This is a genomic window from Catenulispora rubra, assembly GCF_015356825.1.
Lineage (GTDB): Bacteria > Actinomycetota > Actinomycetes > Streptomycetales > Catenulisporaceae > Catenulispora > Catenulispora rubra.
In genome coordinates, this window is sequence record NZ_JAACYW010000033.1 from 45,759 (window position 1) to 62,505 (window position 16,747).

Below are 16,747 nucleotides of genomic sequence, written 5' to 3' on the forward strand. Positions count from 1 at the left end.
CTTTCTGTATTGGAGATACATCCATGACTGGCAAGACACTCAGATTTGCCGTGCCGATATTCACTGTGGCGTTGCTGGCGTCGGCGTGCTCCAGCAGTGCCTCGGGCTCGAAGACCCCGAGCGCCCCGGCCGCCGCCGGATCGACGGTGGTCCAGGTCGGCGCGGTGTCCAACGGCGCCGCCACCGAGACCGACCTGACCGTCGCGCAGCAGGACTCGATCCGTGCCGAGCTTCCGGCGGCGATCCGCGACGGCGGCACGCTCAAGATCGCCATCGGGGCGCTGCCGGCCGGATCGGCGCCGCTGGCCTTCGTCGGGAGCGACCAGAAGACCCTCACCGGCTCCGAGCCGGACCTGGGCCGGCTCGTCGCCGCGGTGCTCGGGCTCAAGCCGACGCTCGACAACGCCACGTGGGACAACATGTTCGTGGGGATCGACAGCGGCAAGGACGCGGTCGGGTTCTCCAACATCACCGACACCGAGCAGCGCAAGCAGAAGTACGACTTCGCCAGCTATCGCGACGACAACCTCGGGTTCGAGACGTTGAAGTCGAGCACGTGGACGTTCGGCGGCGACTACCACACGCTGGCCGGCAAGACGGTCGCGGTCTCGTCCGGGACCAACCAGGAGAAGATCCTGCTGGAGTGGCAGACCAAGCTGCGCGGCGAGGGCAAGGACGTGTCCATCAAGTACTACCCGGACGCCAACGGGGTGTCGCTGGCGCTGGCGTCGGGGAAGATCGACATCTTCCTCGGGCCGAACCCCGAGGTCGCGTACGACGTGACGGCGAAGGCGAAGACGCCGAACCCGGTGCGGATCGCCGGCGAGTACTCGGGGGCCGGTGCGACGTTGCAGGGCCTGATCGCGGCGACGACGAAGAAGGACAGTGGGCTGGCCAAGCCGCTCGCCGACGCCATCAATTATCTGATTCAGAACGGCGACTACGGCAAGTGGCTGGCGGCGTGGAACCTCAGCAGCGAGGCGGTGCCGACGTCGTTGGTGAACCCGCCCGGGCTCCCGGCCAGCAACTCCTGAGCGGCGGCGCGAGGTTATGAACTTTCACTGGTTTCTGCCTACTGGCGGGGACGCACGACAGCTGAGCTCGTCGGTGCACGGCGCCGGGATCGGCGGGGCTTCGGGGCCGCTGCCGGTGCCCGACGGTTCCGACCGTTCTCATGCCGATCCGGGTCCCGCTCCGGCCGGCACGCGTCCGGCGACCTTGGCCTATCTGACACAGCTCGCGCGGGCCGCCGACGATCTCGGGTTCGACGGCGTCCTCACCCCGACCGGGGCGCACTGTGAGGACGCGTGGATCGTGACCGCCGCGCTGATCGCCGCGACCCGGCGGCTGCGGTTCCTGGTGGCGTTCCGGCCGGGGCTGGTGAGCCCGGTGCTGGCGGCGCAGATGGCGGCGACGTTCCAGCGGCTGTCCGAGGGGCGGCTGCTGCTGAACGTCGTCACCGGCGGCAGCGACGCCGAGCAGCGCGGGTACGGCGACGTGCTGGACCACGACCAGCGCTACGACCGCGCCGAGGAGTTCCTGGACGTCGTGCGCGCGGCGTGGTCCGGCAAGCCGTTCGACTACCTCGGCGGCTACCACGAGATCCGCGGCGGCCAGCTGCGCGAACCACCCGTGCCGACGCCGCGGATCTATTTCGGTGGCTCGTCGGATCCGGCGCTGGACGTCGCGGCCAAGCACGCGGACACGTACCTGACGTGGGGCGAGCCGGTGCCGCAGGTGGCCGAGAAGGTCGAGCGGGTGCGCGAGCGCGCGGCGAAGCTCGGGCGCGAACTCCGCTTCGGGCTGCGGATCCACGTGCTGAGCCGGGACACGTCCGAGGAGGCGTGGCGAGCTGCCGACCGGCTCATCGCCGGGCTCGACGACGCGACCGTCGCCGCCGGCCAGCAGCGGTTGCGCGCGCTGGAGTCGGAGGGGCAGCGCCGCATGCTGGCCCTGCACGGCGGCGACCGCTCGCGGCTGCTGGTGGCGCCGAACCTGTGGGCCGGGATCGGGCTGGTGCGCGGCGGCGCGGGGACGGCGCTGGTCGGGAGCCACGAGGAGGTGGCCGAGCGGATCCGGGAGTACCAGGACGCGGGGATCGAGGAGTTCGTGCTGTCCGGGTATCCGCACTTGGAGGAGGCTTACACGTTCGCGGAGTGCGTGCGGCCGCTTTTGTGAGGCCGCGCAACTAACGCGTTCCACCGATGTTCGACCGGCCTTGGTTCGAGAGATCCTCGCCGGACGCGGCGCGGCGCATACGGTACCGGCGGAATCCTCACCCCACGGAGCCGTTATGAACCACGAGCACGAAGACGCTCACTGCCAGTGTCCCCGCACCGCCGACTTCGACTCCGCCGGCCCGGCTGCGACCGGCCGGCGGTCCTTCCTGCGCAACGCGGGGCTGCTGGGCGCCGGCGCGACCGCGCTGGCGTCCGGCGCCACCGTGTTCGGGCCGGCCGCGTCCGCCTCGGCCGCGACCGGTGACGCCGCCGGTGCCGCCGGTGCCGCCGGCGCTTCGACCGACGCCAAGCACGGCGGAGCGGGCGTCTACGACATCACGAAGATCGACACGAGCGCCCCGGGCGCCCACTGGGACCCGGACCCCGACAACCCGGTGTTCACGCTGGTCGTCATGCCGGACACGCAGTACATGTTCGACGAGGACCGCATCCACCCGGCGCCGATGGAGGCGTCGTTCCGCTACATCCTCAGCGGCGATGAGGACGCGAACATCGTCTTCATGGCGCACCTCGGCGACATCACGCAGAACGGGCAGGCGGGCGAGTTCGCCGCCGCCGGTTCGGTGTTCGAGATGCTGGACCGCAAGAAGGTCGCCTACAGCGTCGTCGCCGGCAACCACGACGTGCACGGCACCGACCAGCGCGGCGCCACGCCGTACTCGGCCACGTTCACCAAGGACCGCGCGGCCAAGTCCAAGACCTACGGCGGCTCGAGCCCCGACGGCTACAACACCTTCCACGTCTTCCGCGGCGGCGGCCGCGACTGGCTGCTGCTGGGCCTGGACTGGCGGCTGTCGCCGGCCGGGTTCGCCTGGGCCAACCAGGTGATCGCCGACCACCCGACGCTGCCGGTGATCGTCACCACGCACGAGATCGCCTACGCCGACGACGGCGGCACCGCCTACCTGTCGGACTACGGGCAGCAGCTCTGGGACGGCCTGATCAAGAACCACGACCAGGTGTTCCTGACCCTCAACGGCCACTACTGGCCGCCCGGGTCCACGACGCTGAGCAACACCGCGGGCAACGACGTGCACGTGCACATCACGAACTACCAGGACCGCTACTACGGCGGCTCGGCGATGATCCGCACGTACCGCTTCGACATGCGGCGCAACACGATCGACGTGTCGACGTTCTCGCCGTTCTTCCGCAGCCTGCCCACCAGCGAGGTGAACGAGCTCGCCGGGCAGGAGATCGAGCTGACCTCCTCGGTCGACCGCTTCTCCATGTCGGTCGACTTCGACCAGCGGTTCAAGGGTTTCGCGCCGGTCCCGACACGTCCTGCGCGCCCGGCGAACAAGATGCTGATCCGCGGCACCCTGGCCTACTGGCGCTTCGACGGCGGCGGCGCCGACGGCTCGGCGGTCGGCGACCAGCAGGTCATCCGCGACCTGTCCGGCAAGGGCAACGACCTGGTGAAGGAGAACGTCCCCGGCACCACGGGCACGCCCCTGAGCTGGTCCACCTCCGAGTTCCACCCGGACCAGCCGAGCCACGGCTCGCTGCGCTTCGCCGGCCAGGGCCACCCGGTCCAGGGCGCCTGGCTGCAGACGGTCCCCAACGCCCCGCTGAACGCCGAGACCTTCCAGCACGGCTACACCTTCGAGGCGTTCTTCAAGCTGCCCGCGAACTGGGACTCCTCGCAGAGCGCCTGGAGCGGCCTGCTCAGCCGCTGGGGCATCGCCAGCGAGGCCGGCAAGTCCGGCGGCAACACGGACCCGCAGGAGCCCATCGCGACCCTGAGCCTGTCCGGCGGCTCCGAGCTCCAGTGGAACGTCTACCCGCTGAACCAGCCCGGCGCCTCGACCACCTGGAGCCACCTGCTGCCCCTGGGCGAGTGGTGGCACGTCGCGATGGTCAACGACGGCAAGGTGAACCGCATGTACGTCAACGGCTGCGAAGAGGGCCGCAACCCCGCGACCCCGGCCATCGGCATCACGACGCTGAACCACTCCTGGCTCCTCGGCGGCTACGAGTACAACGGCAGCATCAACCAGATCCACAACGGCTGGCTCGGCGATGTCCGCATCACCAACCGGCCGCTCCGCATCGACGAGTTCATGAACGCCTGACCTCGGGGCGTTTTCGTCGGTGGTAGAGGGCGCCGGGCCGCGTGCTTCCGCGGCTCGGCGCCCTGTTACCCGCCTGCGGTCGCCGCCGCCACCCCAAGCGAGTGCCGGTAGTTCCGCGGCGAAGTCCCCATCGCGCGCTTGAACGCGTTGCTGAACGCACTCTCCGACCCGTACCCGACCTCGCGCGCCAGCACCGCGACCGGCGTCCCGTCGCGCCGCAGGGCTCGCGCGGCCAGGTTCATGCGCCAGGTGAGCAGGTATGTCAGGGGTGGAACGCCCACGGTTTCGCGGAACCTCACCGCGAACGCTGTCCGCGACAGCGATGCCGCACGCGCCAGTTCCTCCAGCTGCCAGGGCCGCGCGGGCTCGCCGTGCATCAGTCGCAGTGCCGGGGCGATGCGTTCGTCGGCGAGGCCGCGGAGCCAGCCGGGTGGGAGGCTCGTGGTGTCGGCGAGGCTGATGCGGAGGACCTGCAGGAACAGCAGTTGGGCGATGTGGTCCATCGCCACTGTCGCGCCCGGGCGCCGGCCGGTCATCTCGTCGAGGAGCTGCTCGGTCAGGCGGCGGAGGGTGGCTGCCTCGGGCGCGTCGCCGCGGACGTGGACCAGCGGGGGCAGGGCGTCGCGCAGGAGGCTGCCGCCGTCGCGGTTCAGGTCGACGTGGCCTGCGACGCACAGGACGTCCGCGCCGTCGCCGATGGTCCGCAGGCCCGTGCGCGGGTCGACGGGGAGTTGGCCGCCTGCCATCGGGGTGACGCCCGGGTCGCTGCACATGATGTACGGCAGCGCGCCGTCGGAGACGATCACGTCGCCCGCCGCCAGCTGAACCTGTTCGCCGGTGTCCGAGCGCACCAGCAGGCAGCCGCCGCGCACGACGCAGTTCACCTTCAGCCGGTCGGGAGCGTGCAGCCGGAGGGCCCAGGGGCCGCCTGCGGCGAAGCCGCCGGACATCGCGGCGCGGGCGTCGGCGATCGCGAGGGCGTCGCCGAGGGGGTCGTCGGCGGGGCCGTCGGGGGCAGCTGGTGAACTCTCGCGCAAGTTTTGCGAACTCACAAGTATTCATCGTACATCGCCACCGACTTACCGTGGTCCTGAAGGCACCACCAGAAGGGACCGCACACCATGACGCAAACCACGACCACCACCCCGCAACGCCCCCTCCCGTCCGGCTTCGGCTCCACCTCCACGGCTGACGAAGTGATCAAGGGCATCGACCTCACCGGCAAGACCGCGATCGTCACCGGCGGCTACGGCGGCATCGGGCTGGCCACCGTTCGTACTCTTCGGGATGCGGGCGCGCAGGTCGTCGTGCCGGCCCGGAACACTGAGGGTGCCCGGGCGGCCTTGAAGGATCTCGACGGCGTGCGGGTCGAGGAGCTCGACCTGGTCGAGCCCGCGTCCGTCGACGCCTTCGCCGAGCGCTTCCTCGCCGAGGGCCGTCCGCTGCACCTGCTGATCAACAACGCCGGCGTCATGGCCACGCCGCTGACCCGGGACGCGCGCGGCAACGAGCTGCAGTTCGCCGTCAACCACCTCGGGCACTTCCGGCTGACCACGCGGTTGTGGCCGGCGCTTGCCGCGGCTGGTGGGGCGCGCGTGGTCGCGCTGTCGTCCCGTGGTCACCGGTACTCGTCGGTGGTGTTCGAGGACCTGAACTTCGAGCACCGGACGTATGAGCCGTTCCTGGCCTACGGCCAGTCCAAGACCGCCAACTCCCTGTTCGCCGTCGAGCTCGACCGGCGCGGCCGCGCCGAGGGCATCCGCGCCTTCGCCGTGCACCCCGGCGCGATCCTCGACACGGCCCTGACCCGGCACCTCGACGACGACGCGCTGCGCGCCGCCGGGGTCGTGGACGTCGACGGCCGCCGCGTCCTGAACACCGGCCGCCAGGTGAAGACCGTCGAGCAGGGCGCCGCGACCACGGTGTGGTGCGCGACCAGCCCGGCGCTGGACGGCCTGGGCGGCGTGTACTGCGAGGACGCCGACATCAGCCCGGTCATCACCGCCGAGGAACTGGCGGCGTTGGACGGACCGCTGGACAGTGTCGGCGTGCTGCCGTACGCCGTCGATCAGGATGCTGCGACGCGCCTGTGGGAGGTCAGCGAGCGGTTGATGGAGGCGAGCGGCTGATGTAGGCGGGCGCGGCCGCATGGGTAGATTGATGGCCATGAAAGACCGGCAACGGGCACAAGTGGATCTCTCCCGGTTACCCACCGACATCGCGAACCTCATCGCGGGCCTGGCACCCGGTGGCACGCTGGAGATCACGCGCGCTGGCGAGCCGGTCGCGACGATCACCGCCGCCGGGCACGCCCCGTTGGAGGGCACGGTCATCCGGGCCCGCCCCGCCTCGGACGCAGGTGATTCGGGCACAAGCGCTGCCGAGGGCGTGACAGTCGTCGCCACCGCGATGAAACTCTCCGACGCCGCACGGAGCAAGCTCTCCGCCGAGCTCGGCGACAACTACATCGTCCTGGACATGTGGGACGCGCCCAAGACCGCCGATGTGCTCCTCATCCCCGCGATCAGCCTGAAGCTGCTGGCCAACCTGCGCGGGATGTTCCCGTCGGCGCGCGTCGTCATCGCCGAACTCGACGATCCGGAGCTCGGCATCAGCTACCCGAGTCCGGTGCGACGGCTGCTCGACGCCGGAGCCGACCTCTACCTCGCGACGACGACCGTGCCCAGCCTGGCGCGGCAGCTCGGCGAGGCGGTGGCCGGTGCCCGAGGCGAGCTCGGTGCGGCGCGGCGGCCGCGGTTGGAGCTGGAGTAGCGGCGTCTCGGTACTGGTCGGCATCGCTCGGCCGGACCAGGTCGCTGATTCGGCGCCGAACAGGGCTGCCGCCCCGGCCTCACTCGACGAGCAACCGGCTCTGCCTCACTCGACAATCTGCCTCACTCCACAATCTGCGTCTGACTGAGCCGCACCTCCTCGATGTCCAGCCGCGCCTGGATCTGCCGCACCACCGCGTCGTCGATCTGGTGCTCGTGCCGCAGCCGCAGCACCGTGGCGCGCTTGGAGTCCAGCAGCGCCAGGCGCAGCACGCGGTACTGCTCGTCGAACTGGCGGAGGCGCTCGGCCGCGTCGTCGTCGATGTCGTCCGAGTCGTCGTCGGGGTTGCCGGCCTGGATGACGCGCATGCGTTTCTCGTACTCGCGGCGCGTCATGTCCACGATCTCCGGGGCGGTGCCCAGGGCCGCGGCGATGTGGGGCATCGCCGCCAGGGCCTCCTCGGAGGCCGTGCGGTTGGCCATGCGGCGTTCGGAGTCGATGACCGTGTCCTCCGGGAGATTGACCCAGCGGACCACCGGCGGCAGCGCGAAGGACTGGAGCATCAGGGCCGCGATGACGCCGGCCGTGACGAACACGATGACGTCGCGGTCGGGCAGCGGCAGGCCGTTGTCCAGGGTGTTCGGGACGGCGAGCGCGGCGGCCAGCGAGACCGCGCCGCGGAAGCCCGCCAGGCCGGTGATCACCCGGAAGCCGTGGCTGACCCGGCGGGCCTGCTGGGAGGGGCGGCGGTCCAGGGCCCGGATGACGTAGATGACGATGAACTGGAAGGCCATGCGGACCGCGATCAGGATCCCGCACACCGCCGCCACCAGGGACAGCGCCCGCGCCAGGTCGAAGCTGGTCAGGTTGCGGACCGCGGACTGGGACTGCAGGCCGACCAGGACGAACAGGGCGCCGTTGAGGACGTAGGTGCCGATCGTCCAGAAGCCCTGGGACAGCAGCCGGACCGCCGGGGTGCCGACCTTCGGCCCGAGCTGGCCCATGATCAGCCCGCACGCCACCACCGCCAGCACGCCGGAGGCCTGGACCGCCTCGGCGAGGAGGAAGGCGGTGAAGGGGATGAGGAGGATCGCGACGTTCTCCAGCAGCGGGTCCGTCAGGCGCGCGCGGAGCTGGCCGCCGACGAACGCGACCGCGACGCCGGCCGCGGCCCCGCCGACGTAGGAGCGGATCAGGAGCCAGCCGACGTGCACGGCGCTGAAGTGCTCGGTCCCGACCGTGACCGACACCGCCACGGCGTAGACGACCAGCGCCGTCCCGTCGTTGATCAGGCTCTCGGCCTGCAGCAGGTTCATCGCCTGCCGCGGCAGCACCCGGCCCAGCGCCGCGACCGCGGTGGCATCCGTCGGCGCCAGCGCCCCGCCGAGGATCCAGGCCGGGCCCCACGGGACGCCGAACGCGTGCGCGACCACCGCCACCATCGCCGCCGTGACGATCACGAGCAGCGTGGTCATCAGCACCAGCCCGCGCAGGGTGCGCCGGATCCAGCGCAGCGAGGCGTTGAGGCTCTCCCAGTAGAGCAGCGCCGGCAGGAAGACCAGCAGCACGGTGTCCGGCGGCAGGTTCACCCCCCGCAGCCGTGGCACGAAGCCCACCAGCACCCCGGCGGCCAGCATCAACACCGGCGGTGCGACGCCGAGGCGGTTGCCCACGATGCCGCTGGCCAGCACGCAGGCGCCGATCACGACGATCACCGTGAGCGCGAGCACGCGGGCCTCCTGGCGGTGGGGCGGCCGCCGGTCGGCGGGGTGGGTCCCTGGATGAGGTGATCTCCATCCGGAGGCGGCTCACACCGGGACGGCGGCGTACGTTACCAGCGGCCCTCCGCCGAGTCCCCCGCTGCATGCTCCGCGCACAAGCACCCGACCCCGCGCTCGATCCACTCCCGCATCCGCCACTCCGGATGCCGCTCCACCATCAGCGCCCTGACCTCCTCGACCACCGTCTCCTCGGCCACCGCTGCGTCCCGGCGGCGCCAGGTCTCGTCGCGCAGCTCCCTGAGGTAGTCGCGGACCTCGGCGAGCAGCGCCGCGTCGCCGATCGCGCCGTGGCCGGGGACCACCACGCGGTGCTGCTCGGCGGCCAGGCCCTCCATCACGCGGATCCAGCGCAGTCCGGACACGTCGGTGTCGTGCGGGGGGAACCACGGGAAGATGGCGAACTGGCCGGCCTCGGCGAGGTCGCCGGTGAACAGCACGCCGGCGTCCGGGACCGTCACGATCTGGTCGCCGCGGCTGTGCGCGCGGCCGGTCGGGCGCAGGTGCACGGTGCGGCCGCCGAGGTCCAGGGCGTAGCCGTCGTCGAAGACGACGTCCGGCGTCGGGAGCTCCGTGCCGTCGAGCTCGCGCGCGACCGGGGCGCCGAGCTGCGTGAACATCGCCAGGTAGCCCGCGCCCTTCTGCGACAGGTCGTCAGCCTGTGCGCGGTTGACCACGTACGTCGCCTCGTCGGCGAACGCCTGCGCGCCGAAGGCGTGCTCCGGGTGGAAGTGCGTGGTGGTCAGGTAGAGCTTGCGGCCCTTGGCGTAGTCGCGGGCGAAGTCCAGGACGTCGCGCGCGTTGCGCGGCCCGAGCCCGGTGTCCACCACCAGGACCGAGTGCGTGCCGCCGATCACGCCGATGTTCGGCACCAGGTCCACGTCGTGGTTGGGCAGGACGACCAGGTCGCGGGCGATTTCCTGGGCGCCGGAGGTCTCGACGACGGGGTCGGGGAAGGGGTAGTCAGCCATGCTTCGAGTGCAACACCGGCGCGGGAGGGGCGTCCAAGTCCGATCCGGCACGGGCGATACCGCGCGGGTATCGTCGCCTGTGATGGACATGGAACTGCGCTCGCTCCGCTACTTCGCCGCCGTCGCCGAGGAGCTGCACTTCGGGCGGGCGGCGCGCCGGCTGCACATGACGCAGCCGCCGCTGAGCCGCGCCATCCGGCAGCTGGAGACCGACCTCGGCGTGGCGCTGTTCGAGCGCTCGCCGTCCGGTGTCGTGCTCACCGAGACCGGCGCCTGGTTCTACCGCGATGCCCGCGCGCTGCTCGACCAGGCCGACCGGTTGCAGGCCAAGGTCGCGGCGTCGGCCGGGGCCGCGACCCTGACCGTCGGCATGCTGTCCGACGCCGCCGACCCGGCCGCGGCCCATCTCGTGAAGGCCTTCCGCGAGCGCCATCCGCACGTGGACGTCCACATCCGCGAGGCCGACTTCACCGACCCGACCTCCGGCCTGCGCGCCGGCCAGGTGGACGTCGTGCTCACCTACGCGCCCTTCGACGAGACCGGTATCGGCGTCCGCCGGCTCCGGGTCGATCCGGTCGGCGCCGTGCTGCGCACCGACGACCCGCTGGCCGACCGCGAGGTCCTGCGTCTGGCCGAGCTCGCCGACCGGCGCTGGTTCCGCTTCCCGGAGACCGCCGACCCGATCTGGCGCGCCTTCTGGAACGCCACCACGCCGGCCGGCCCGCCGCGCGAGGGCCCGGTGGTGCGGACCGTGCACGAGTGCTTGCAAGCCGTCCTGTGGAACGGCACGATCGGACTGGCGCCGCGGGTCGGGGTGCTGCCCGAAGGCCTCACCTTCGTGCCGCTGGCCGACGCGCCGCCGAGCGTGCTGGTCGTCGCATGGTCCGACGCGCGGGACGATCCGCTGGTCCGGTCGTTCGTCCGGGTCGCCGCGCAGTCCTACGGCGCCGTGCCAGGGGGCTGAGACTGTCAAGGGGGATGGATGATGGCTGGGCGCACACGGCGGTTCGCCAGAGCGGCCGCGGCCGTCTCGGCGCTGGCGGTGGCGATGGGTTCGGCGGCGGCGTGCTCGAGCAGCGGGTCGTCCGGGGGAGGCGGCGGCGGAGGCGGTTCGGGCGCGTTCGCGGACGCGCTCAAGAACGTCCACGACACCGCGCAGACCAGCGGCTCCATCGAGTTCGGCGACACCGCGCAGCTGGCCAAGCTCAACGGCGGCACCACCCCGGCGTCGAACGGCCCCTTCGGCCGCCTCGTCGGCACCGGCTCGGACCAGCTGACGCAGTACGCCTCGGTCCTGCCCCCGCTGACCGGCTTCGACTCGACCACCGCGACCAGCGCGATCAGCCTGGGCCTGCCGCCGGACCAGGTCGGGGTCCTGTACGGGTCCTTCGACCCGACGGCGATCGGCACGAAGCTCGCCGCCTGGGGCTACCACAAGTCGGACCGCGGCGGCGGGGTCACCGCGTGGGTCTTCCAGGACAACCACCAGATGGACCTGACCAAGCTGGACGCGAACGGCATCGGGCCGGGGATGACCGGCTGGCTGAACGTGATCTGGGTGTCGAAGTCGAGCATCGCCTACGGCTCCGCGACCTCCGACCTGGCTGCCGCGCTGCCGGCGCAGTCCAAACCGCTGTCCGGCGACGCCATGGTGGGTTCGCTGGCCGACTGCCTGGGCTCGACCCTGATCGCATACGTGAACACCGACGCCAAGCAGATCAACAACAGCGGCATCTCGGCGATCGCCTTCGGCGTCACCGCGACCGGCACGTCCGACATCCGCGAGGAGATCTGCGCCGCCGCTCCCAGCGCGTCGGCCGCGCAGGGGTTCGCCACCGGGTTCACCAAGGCGGTCGGCAGCGGCCTGGACTACGTCCGGAACCAGCCGTGGTCGGCGCTGTTGACGGACCCGCAGACGAAGGTGATCGGCGGCTCGAAGAACGTGGTCCGGCTGACCGCCAAGCCGGTGGCTCCGCAGGGCGCCGCGCTGGTGGTCAACCTGGTCGTGCAGAACGACTTCGCGGGGCTGCTCGGGCTGCCGCAGGTGATCAGCAAGGTCGGGGTTCCGGGCGGGTCGGTGACGCTGACGCCGACGCAGGCCCCGTCTTCCTGACGGAATCGCCGAGTCCGTGCGGGACCGATGAGTTCCGGGGCCGGCCGTCGTCCAACCTGACGACGACCCGCCCTCCTGAAAGGAACCATCCCATGACCAGCACCGTGACCTCGGCTGACGGCACCCCCATCGCCTACACCAAGACCGGCGACGGCCCCGCCGTGATCATCGTCGACGGCGCGCTGTGCCACCGCGCGTTCGGCCCGAGCGGCGGCATCGCCGAGCAACTGGCCCCGGAGTTCACCGTCTACACCTACGACCGCCGCGGCCGGGGCGAGAGCGGCGACGCCGAGGCGTACGCGCCCGAGCGCGAGGTCGAGGACATCGCGGCCCTGATCCGGGCCGCCGGGGGACAGGCCGGCCTCGCCGGCTTCTCCTCCGGCGGCGCCCTCACGCTGCGGGCCGCCGCCGCGGGCATCGGCGTGACCAAGGCGGCCTGCTACGAGGCGCCGTACGTGACCCAGGACTGGCACCGCGCCGCCGCCCTGGCGTACACCACCGACCTGCACCAGGCGCTCGACGAGGGCCGCGTCGACGACATGCCGGCCCTGTTCATGGCGCTGGTCGGCCTGCCGGAGGACCAGGTCGCGGGGATGCGCCAGTCGCCGGTGTGGCCGATGTTCACGGCCGTCGCCAAGTCCCTGACGTACGACAACGCGGTCCTGGGCTACCCCGCGGGCGGCGCGGTGCCGACCGAACTGCTCGCCACGATCACCGTGCCGGTCCTCGCCATGGACGGCGGCGCGAGCCCGGACTTCCTGCGCGACCCGGCGGGGCTCATCGCCGAGGCTTGCTCGGACGCCGAGCGGCTGACGCTCGACGGGCAGACGCACGAGGTCAGCCCGGACGTCATCGGCCCGGTGCTGGCGAAGTTCTTTGCGTGAGGCGCGGATAGAGGCAGAGCAGGCAAAGCAGAAGGTGCGGCGCCCTCCCGAAGAGGACGCCGCACCTTGTGGCTCCGGCGATATCGCCTTGTTCAGCCGACATCGCCTTGCTCAGCTAACGCTGCTTTGCTCAGTTGATACAGATCACTGCTGGTTCTGGCCCCCGGAAGGCACCCGGATCTTCCAGATCCCGCGTCCGTGCGTGGCCGCGTACAGGTTTCCGTCCGGGCCGAGCTGCAGTTGCAGCGTGGCGTTGGTCGGCAGACCGTTGCCCAGGATGCTCCAGCAGGAGGAGTGCGCGCCCTCGTAGAACACGCCCAGGTCGGTGGCCAGCGCGATGCCGCCGTGCGGCAGGATCTGGATGGAGTCGGCCGGGACGTCGGGCAGGTTCGCCGAGATGTCCTTCCAGGTGGTGCCGCCGTCGTGGCTTTCGAAGATGTGGCCGAAGTCCGCGCCGGGGCCTTCGGTCCACTTCCGGGAGAAGCCGCTGACCGCGACGTAGACGTGGTTGGCGTCGCTGGGGTCGATGGCGATGGAGGACAGGTAGCGGTTGGGCAGCGAGGTGCCGTCGGTGGGCAGGGTCAGCTGGTGCCAGCCGGTGCCGTCGGCGTTGCCGACCGCGATGCCGCGGCTGAAGCCGACGCTGTTGCAGCCGCCGCCGCACCACGCCGCGTAGATCTTGCCGCCGGAGGAGGCGACGGCTGAGGAGAGGTGGCCGGTGCCGAGGTCGTAGACGTCGGTCCAGTCCGAGGTGGCGCGGATCGCGAAGCCCTTGGTCTGGACGGCGACGTGCTGGCCGCCGGCGACCCAGGTGTTCGGGTTCTTGATGTCGGCGGTGAACGGCGCGGTGAAGCGGGCGGTGCCGTTGACGCCGTCGTTCGGCGGCACGTTGTACTCAGTGGACGTCGAAGGATCGGTGGAGACGTTCTGGCCGCAGTCGTTAGTCACCCACATGTTCTCGTTGGTGTACTCCTGGGCGATGTTGCAGCCGTTGGCCGGGTCGACGAGGGTGTCGCCGCCGTCGCCGCCGAAGTTGGAGCCCATGACCGCGGGGCCGCTGCGCAGGATCGACTGGCCGTTGTCCTGCAGGCCGCCGGAGACCGCGACGCCCTTGCCGGACGGGTCGGCGCCGACGCCCACCGAGTAGTACTGCAGGGTGTCGATGGTGCCGTCGTTGAGCGACTGCCAGTCGGCGGCGTGGCCGCCGGAGTCCAGCACGCCGGCCACGGGGCGCTTGTAGACGCCGCCGTCGTTACCGACCACGACGTAGGCCTTGCCGCCCATGCTGCCGATCGCGACCGCGTGCTGGTCGGAGTGGGTCGTGGGGGAGCAGGTGCCGGTCTGCTTGGTCGGGTCGATCGACCAGCAGGGGTAGGTGAAGTTCCAGTACGGCCCGACCGTGTTCCAGGTGGCGCCGGCGTCGTGGGACTCGTAGACCTCTTCCAGACCCATGTAGACGTGGTTGGGGTCGGTGGGGTCGACCTGCAGGAACTGGTTGTACCAGGCCTGGACGCCGGGGTTGTAGGTGGCGCCGGTCTCGGCCGAGCCGGAGGCCTCCAGCTTCGGCGAGTCGGCGATCAGCGACCAGGGGCCGAACGGCGTGCCGTTGGAGACGTAGACACCGCCGAGCGTGGACTGCGCACTGGAGATCTTCGTCGGGTCCTGGTTGATGGCGTAGAACTTCGAGCCGTCGACAGACCGCGCGAACGTCACCGCACCCACATTCGCCGCCGCGGTCGGCAGGTCGCCGAGCGAGGTCGTGATCCGGGTCCAGGTACCGCCGGACTTGGTGTAGAAGCCGTTGTAGGTGTCACCGCTGCGCCAGCCGATGGCAGCGATCAGCTTGGACGGGTCTGTCGGGTCCGCGGTGACGTCGTTGACGATGTTCTTGTACGGTGCAGCCGGGTCCGTGGCCTGAGACCCGCCGGGCAGGTACGTCGGATTCGGCGCGAACTCCAGCTTCCACGCGCCGTGCAGATCACTCAACGGATGCGAGTACAGGCCGCGGGTGGTGGCCGCGTAGACGGTGCCACCGATGAAGCGGATCTTGCGGATGCTCGTGGACTGCAACTCGGTGCCGCCGACCCGGTCGTGCGTGGAGAACGTCCCATGCACCGGGTGCGAGAGCACATACACACCGGAGCCGGTGAAGGTGTCCGAGGCGGTGTTCGCCTCACCGGTGGCGTACCACAGCCGACCGGACGCATCCAGCTCCAGGTCCCCGGTCGAGGCCGCGGGCAGCGCCTCAGAGATCGGCGTCCACTGCCCACCACCGGTGGAGGAACGCCACACGCCGCCGTTCGCACCGCCGGCGTAGATGTGCCCGGCATTGTCCGCAGCCATACCGGTCATCCGACCGGTGACATTCCCGGCACCGCCGGAGGAGTTGGAGTCATAGTCGCGGTACAGCGGATCGTCGGAGTTGTAGGCCGCTGTGGTAACAGACTTCCACGTCGGCCCGTAATGCGGCATCGACTGAATCTGCTGCCACGCCGCACCATACGCGCCAGGCGCCACGATCCCGGGCGCACTACGCGCCGCGAAATACTCATTGTCGGCAGCGGTCGGGTCATCGACGCCACCATCGGGGTTGCCGGGAGGACCGCCCACCGCAGAAGACCGAATGTGTCCCGTAGAAGCAGTGGTCGAAGACTTGACCGCGTGCGGCCGGTTGTGGGGTTGGGTGGCTCCGGCGTTGTCGGCGGCCGCCTGCGGGCCCGCCAAAACCATGGCCAAAGCCGCGCAGGCCGCTCCGATCGGGAGCAGTCTCAGGCGCGTGGCAGTTCGCATGCCGTGGGATCCCTACTGTCGAGGAACAGTGATGCAGTGCCAGCCCGAAGCGTGCCATGTGCCATGGCAGCGGTCAGCCCCCGGGCGGTCAAGATTCGGTAAATGTGGGGTCTCACTAGGGGGTTGGTCTGCGCCGACGCCATGGACCATGGTCGAAGGGCACTGTCATGCTTGGCCAATGTCCTTGTCCTTGCTGTCTTCGGAGCCGTCAAAGCCGCACACCTCCGGCATACGGCGGTTTCTAGCGGTGCTGGCCGTCGACGCCGTCTGCTTCGTGGCACTCGCATGGGGCGGCTTCGCCGACGCGATACAAGGACTGGACTGGGAATCCCGCCGCACGCCGAGACCACCCACGCACTATTTCAGCTGGGCCCTACTCCTGGTCGCCGGCGCGCTGGCAGTACACGCGTTTTACGCGTACTGGCGCAACTGGACCCCGGAGGCGGGGCTCCAGCTGCTGTTGGCAATCGTGGCCGGCATCAGCGGACTCAGCACCCTGAGCGCGAGCGGCGACGGAGCCGCACCCCAGCCGAACCCCGTCCACACGACGCAGACGCCCAACGCCTTCTTCTGCTACAGCGGCGGCCAGTGCTACATGAACGGGACACCGGTCAGCGGCCACCCGTAGACGCGGACGAGCCCAGGCTGACCACATGGTTCGCCGCGTCCGACCGGACCACGCGGGGTGTTGGTTCTGGTTCCGTTCACGGCGATGACGCGGCGAGGGACCCAGAACCCGGCGACCACAAGCAGCACCGCCAGCAGACAACGCGGCGCAGGCAACAGCGGATGCAAAGCCGAACAGTCGCGGGCCGCCGGCAAACCGTCGGACGCGCGGGTCGCCCCCTCGTCGAGGAGGCCCGCCAGAGGCCTCAAGGCACCCATCACGCACGACGATTGCCGCCTACGCAACGCATGCGCAGTGACTCGGACTTATGCGTGGTCTTGTCCACGAAAACCGCCGGCCGCCAGCGTGACATGCGGTGCACAACCGAACTGCGTCCCCCTGCGAGGCCATCAAACCATTGGCGAAGCCGGCGTGCGCGGGCGGGGTTCTTGGCGGCGGAGGCGCTGCCGCGGGAGGCGAAGGCTGTGGCGTAGCGTCCCGAGGGCGACTTCACGAT

At 70.7% G+C, this 16,747-nt stretch carries 14 protein-coding genes; 9 read left to right on the forward strand and 5 right to left on the reverse strand.

Annotation, left to right across the window (positions count from 1 at the left end; translation table 11 throughout):
• Positions 1-23: 23 nt before the first annotated feature.
• The 3 genes from GWK61_RS12350 to GWK61_RS12360 all read left to right on the forward strand — a co-directional run bounded on the left by GWK61_RS12350 (position 24) and on the right by GWK61_RS12360 (position 4,315).
• Entirely contained in the window at positions 24-1,034 is a 1,011-nt protein-coding gene (locus GWK61_RS12350; protein WP_194908475.1) for a transporter substrate-binding domain-containing protein, read from the forward strand.
• Positions 1,035-1,050: 16 nt separating this feature from the next.
• The gene (locus tag GWK61_RS12355; RefSeq protein WP_194908476.1) at positions 1,051-2,178 is read left to right on the forward strand and encodes an LLM class flavin-dependent oxidoreductase; all 1,128 of its coding nucleotides are present in this window, start codon (positions 1,051-1,053) and stop codon (positions 2,176-2,178) included.
• 115 nt (positions 2,179-2,293) lie between these two features.
• Positions 2,294-4,315 (forward strand): LamG-like jellyroll fold domain-containing protein, encoded by a 2,022-nt coding sequence (locus tag GWK61_RS12360; protein WP_194908477.1) that lies wholly within the window; start codon positions 2,294-2,296, stop codon positions 4,313-4,315.
• A 65-nt stretch (positions 4,316-4,380) separates the two neighbouring features.
• Here GWK61_RS12360 and GWK61_RS12365 read toward each other — a convergent pair whose 3' ends face one another.
• On the reverse strand, positions 4,381-5,367 hold the full coding sequence (locus GWK61_RS12365) for an AraC family transcriptional regulator (protein ID WP_194908478.1): 987 nt from the start codon (positions 5,365-5,367) through the stop codon (positions 4,381-4,383).
• Between the two features lie 69 nt (positions 5,368-5,436).
• On the opposite strand from GWK61_RS12365, the gene GWK61_RS12370 reads away from it, so the two are divergent.
• Entirely contained in the window at positions 5,437-6,444 is a 1,008-nt protein-coding gene (locus GWK61_RS12370; RefSeq protein ID WP_194908479.1) for an oxidoreductase, read from the forward strand.
• Positions 6,445-6,481: 37 nt separating this feature from the next.
• Complete coding sequence (locus GWK61_RS12375) at positions 6,482-7,087, forward strand: hypothetical protein (RefSeq protein ID WP_228562185.1); 606 nt, start codon at positions 6,482-6,484, stop codon at positions 7,085-7,087.
• A 122-nt stretch (positions 7,088-7,209) separates the two neighbouring features.
• Here the strand turns inward: GWK61_RS12375 and GWK61_RS12380 are convergent, their stop codons facing one another.
• Together GWK61_RS12380 and GWK61_RS12385 are read right to left on the reverse strand one after the other, a co-directional pair.
• Entirely contained in the window at positions 7,210-8,817 is a 1,608-nt protein-coding gene (locus GWK61_RS12380; RefSeq protein WP_194908481.1) for a Na+/H+ antiporter, read from the reverse strand.
• A gap of 101 nt (positions 8,818-8,918) precedes the next feature.
• Complete coding sequence (locus GWK61_RS12385; protein WP_194908482.1) at positions 8,919-9,836, reverse strand: MBL fold metallo-hydrolase; 918 nt, start codon at positions 9,834-9,836, stop codon at positions 8,919-8,921.
• A gap of 88 nt (positions 9,837-9,924) precedes the next feature.
• Here GWK61_RS12385 and GWK61_RS12390 point away from each other — a divergent pair, with 88 nt between their 5' ends.
• The 3 genes from GWK61_RS12390 (at position 9,925) to GWK61_RS12400 (ending at position 12,833) form a co-directional block, all read left to right on the forward strand.
• A complete protein-coding gene (locus GWK61_RS12390; RefSeq protein ID WP_194908490.1) occupies positions 9,925-10,800 on the forward strand; it encodes a LysR family transcriptional regulator in 876 nt (291 codons plus the stop codon).
• Positions 10,801-10,821: 21 nt separating this feature from the next.
• Positions 10,822-11,949 carry a hypothetical protein gene (locus GWK61_RS12395; protein WP_194908483.1) on the forward strand — a complete coding sequence of 376 codons (1,128 nt, stop codon included), beginning with the start codon at positions 10,822-10,824 and terminating at the stop codon, positions 11,947-11,949.
• Between the two features lie 92 nt (positions 11,950-12,041).
• Positions 12,042-12,833 (forward strand): alpha/beta fold hydrolase, encoded by a 792-nt coding sequence (locus tag GWK61_RS12400; protein WP_194908484.1) that lies wholly within the window; start codon positions 12,042-12,044, stop codon positions 12,831-12,833.
• 144 nt (positions 12,834-12,977) lie between these two features.
• Here GWK61_RS12400 and GWK61_RS12405 read toward each other — a convergent pair whose 3' ends face one another.
• Positions 12,978-15,623: a glycosyl hydrolase gene (locus GWK61_RS12405; protein ID WP_194908485.1), complete on the reverse strand. Its 2,646-nt coding sequence runs from the start codon at positions 15,621-15,623 to the stop codon at positions 12,978-12,980.
• Between the two features lie 178 nt (positions 15,624-15,801).
• Between GWK61_RS12405 and GWK61_RS12410 the strand changes: the two genes are divergently transcribed.
• A complete protein-coding gene (locus GWK61_RS12410) occupies positions 15,802-16,251 on the forward strand; it encodes a hypothetical protein (RefSeq protein ID WP_194908486.1) in 450 nt (149 codons plus the stop codon).
• A gap of 256 nt (positions 16,252-16,507) precedes the next feature.
• On the opposite strand, the gene GWK61_RS56285 is transcribed toward GWK61_RS12410, so the two are convergent.
• Positions 16,508-16,747: hypothetical protein (locus GWK61_RS56285; protein ID WP_228562188.1), on the reverse strand; the 240-nt coding region annotated here is incomplete at its 5' end.

Coding starts and splice junctions, on each gene's coding strand:
- GWK61_RS12350 (WP_194908475.1), top strand. CDS start 24: ATGACTGGCAAGACACTCAGATTTGCCGTGCCGATATTCACTGTGGCG.
- GWK61_RS12355 (WP_194908476.1), top strand. CDS start 1,051: ATGAACTTTCACTGGTTTCTGCCTACTGGCGGGGACGCACGACAGCTG.
- GWK61_RS12360 (WP_194908477.1), top strand. CDS start 2,294: ATGAACCACGAGCACGAAGACGCTCACTGCCAGTGTCCCCGCACCGCC.
- GWK61_RS12370 (WP_194908479.1), top strand. CDS start 5,437: ATGACGCAAACCACGACCACCACCCCGCAACGCCCCCTCCCGTCCGGC.
- GWK61_RS12375 (WP_228562185.1), top strand. CDS start 6,482: ATGAAAGACCGGCAACGGGCACAAGTGGATCTCTCCCGGTTACCCACC.
- GWK61_RS12385 (WP_194908482.1), bottom strand. CDS start 9,836: ATGGCTGACTACCCCTTCCCCGACCCCGTCGTCGAGACCTCCGGCGCC.
- GWK61_RS12390 (WP_194908490.1), top strand. CDS start 9,925: ATGGAACTGCGCTCGCTCCGCTACTTCGCCGCCGTCGCCGAGGAGCTG.
- GWK61_RS12395 (WP_194908483.1), top strand. CDS start 10,822: ATGGCTGGGCGCACACGGCGGTTCGCCAGAGCGGCCGCGGCCGTCTCG.
- GWK61_RS12400 (WP_194908484.1), top strand. CDS start 12,042: ATGACCAGCACCGTGACCTCGGCTGACGGCACCCCCATCGCCTACACC.
- GWK61_RS12405 (WP_194908485.1), bottom strand. CDS start 15,623: ATGCGAACTGCCACGCGCCTGAGACTGCTCCCGATCGGAGCGGCCTGC.
- GWK61_RS12410 (WP_194908486.1), top strand. CDS start 15,802: ATGTCCTTGTCCTTGCTGTCTTCGGAGCCGTCAAAGCCGCACACCTCC.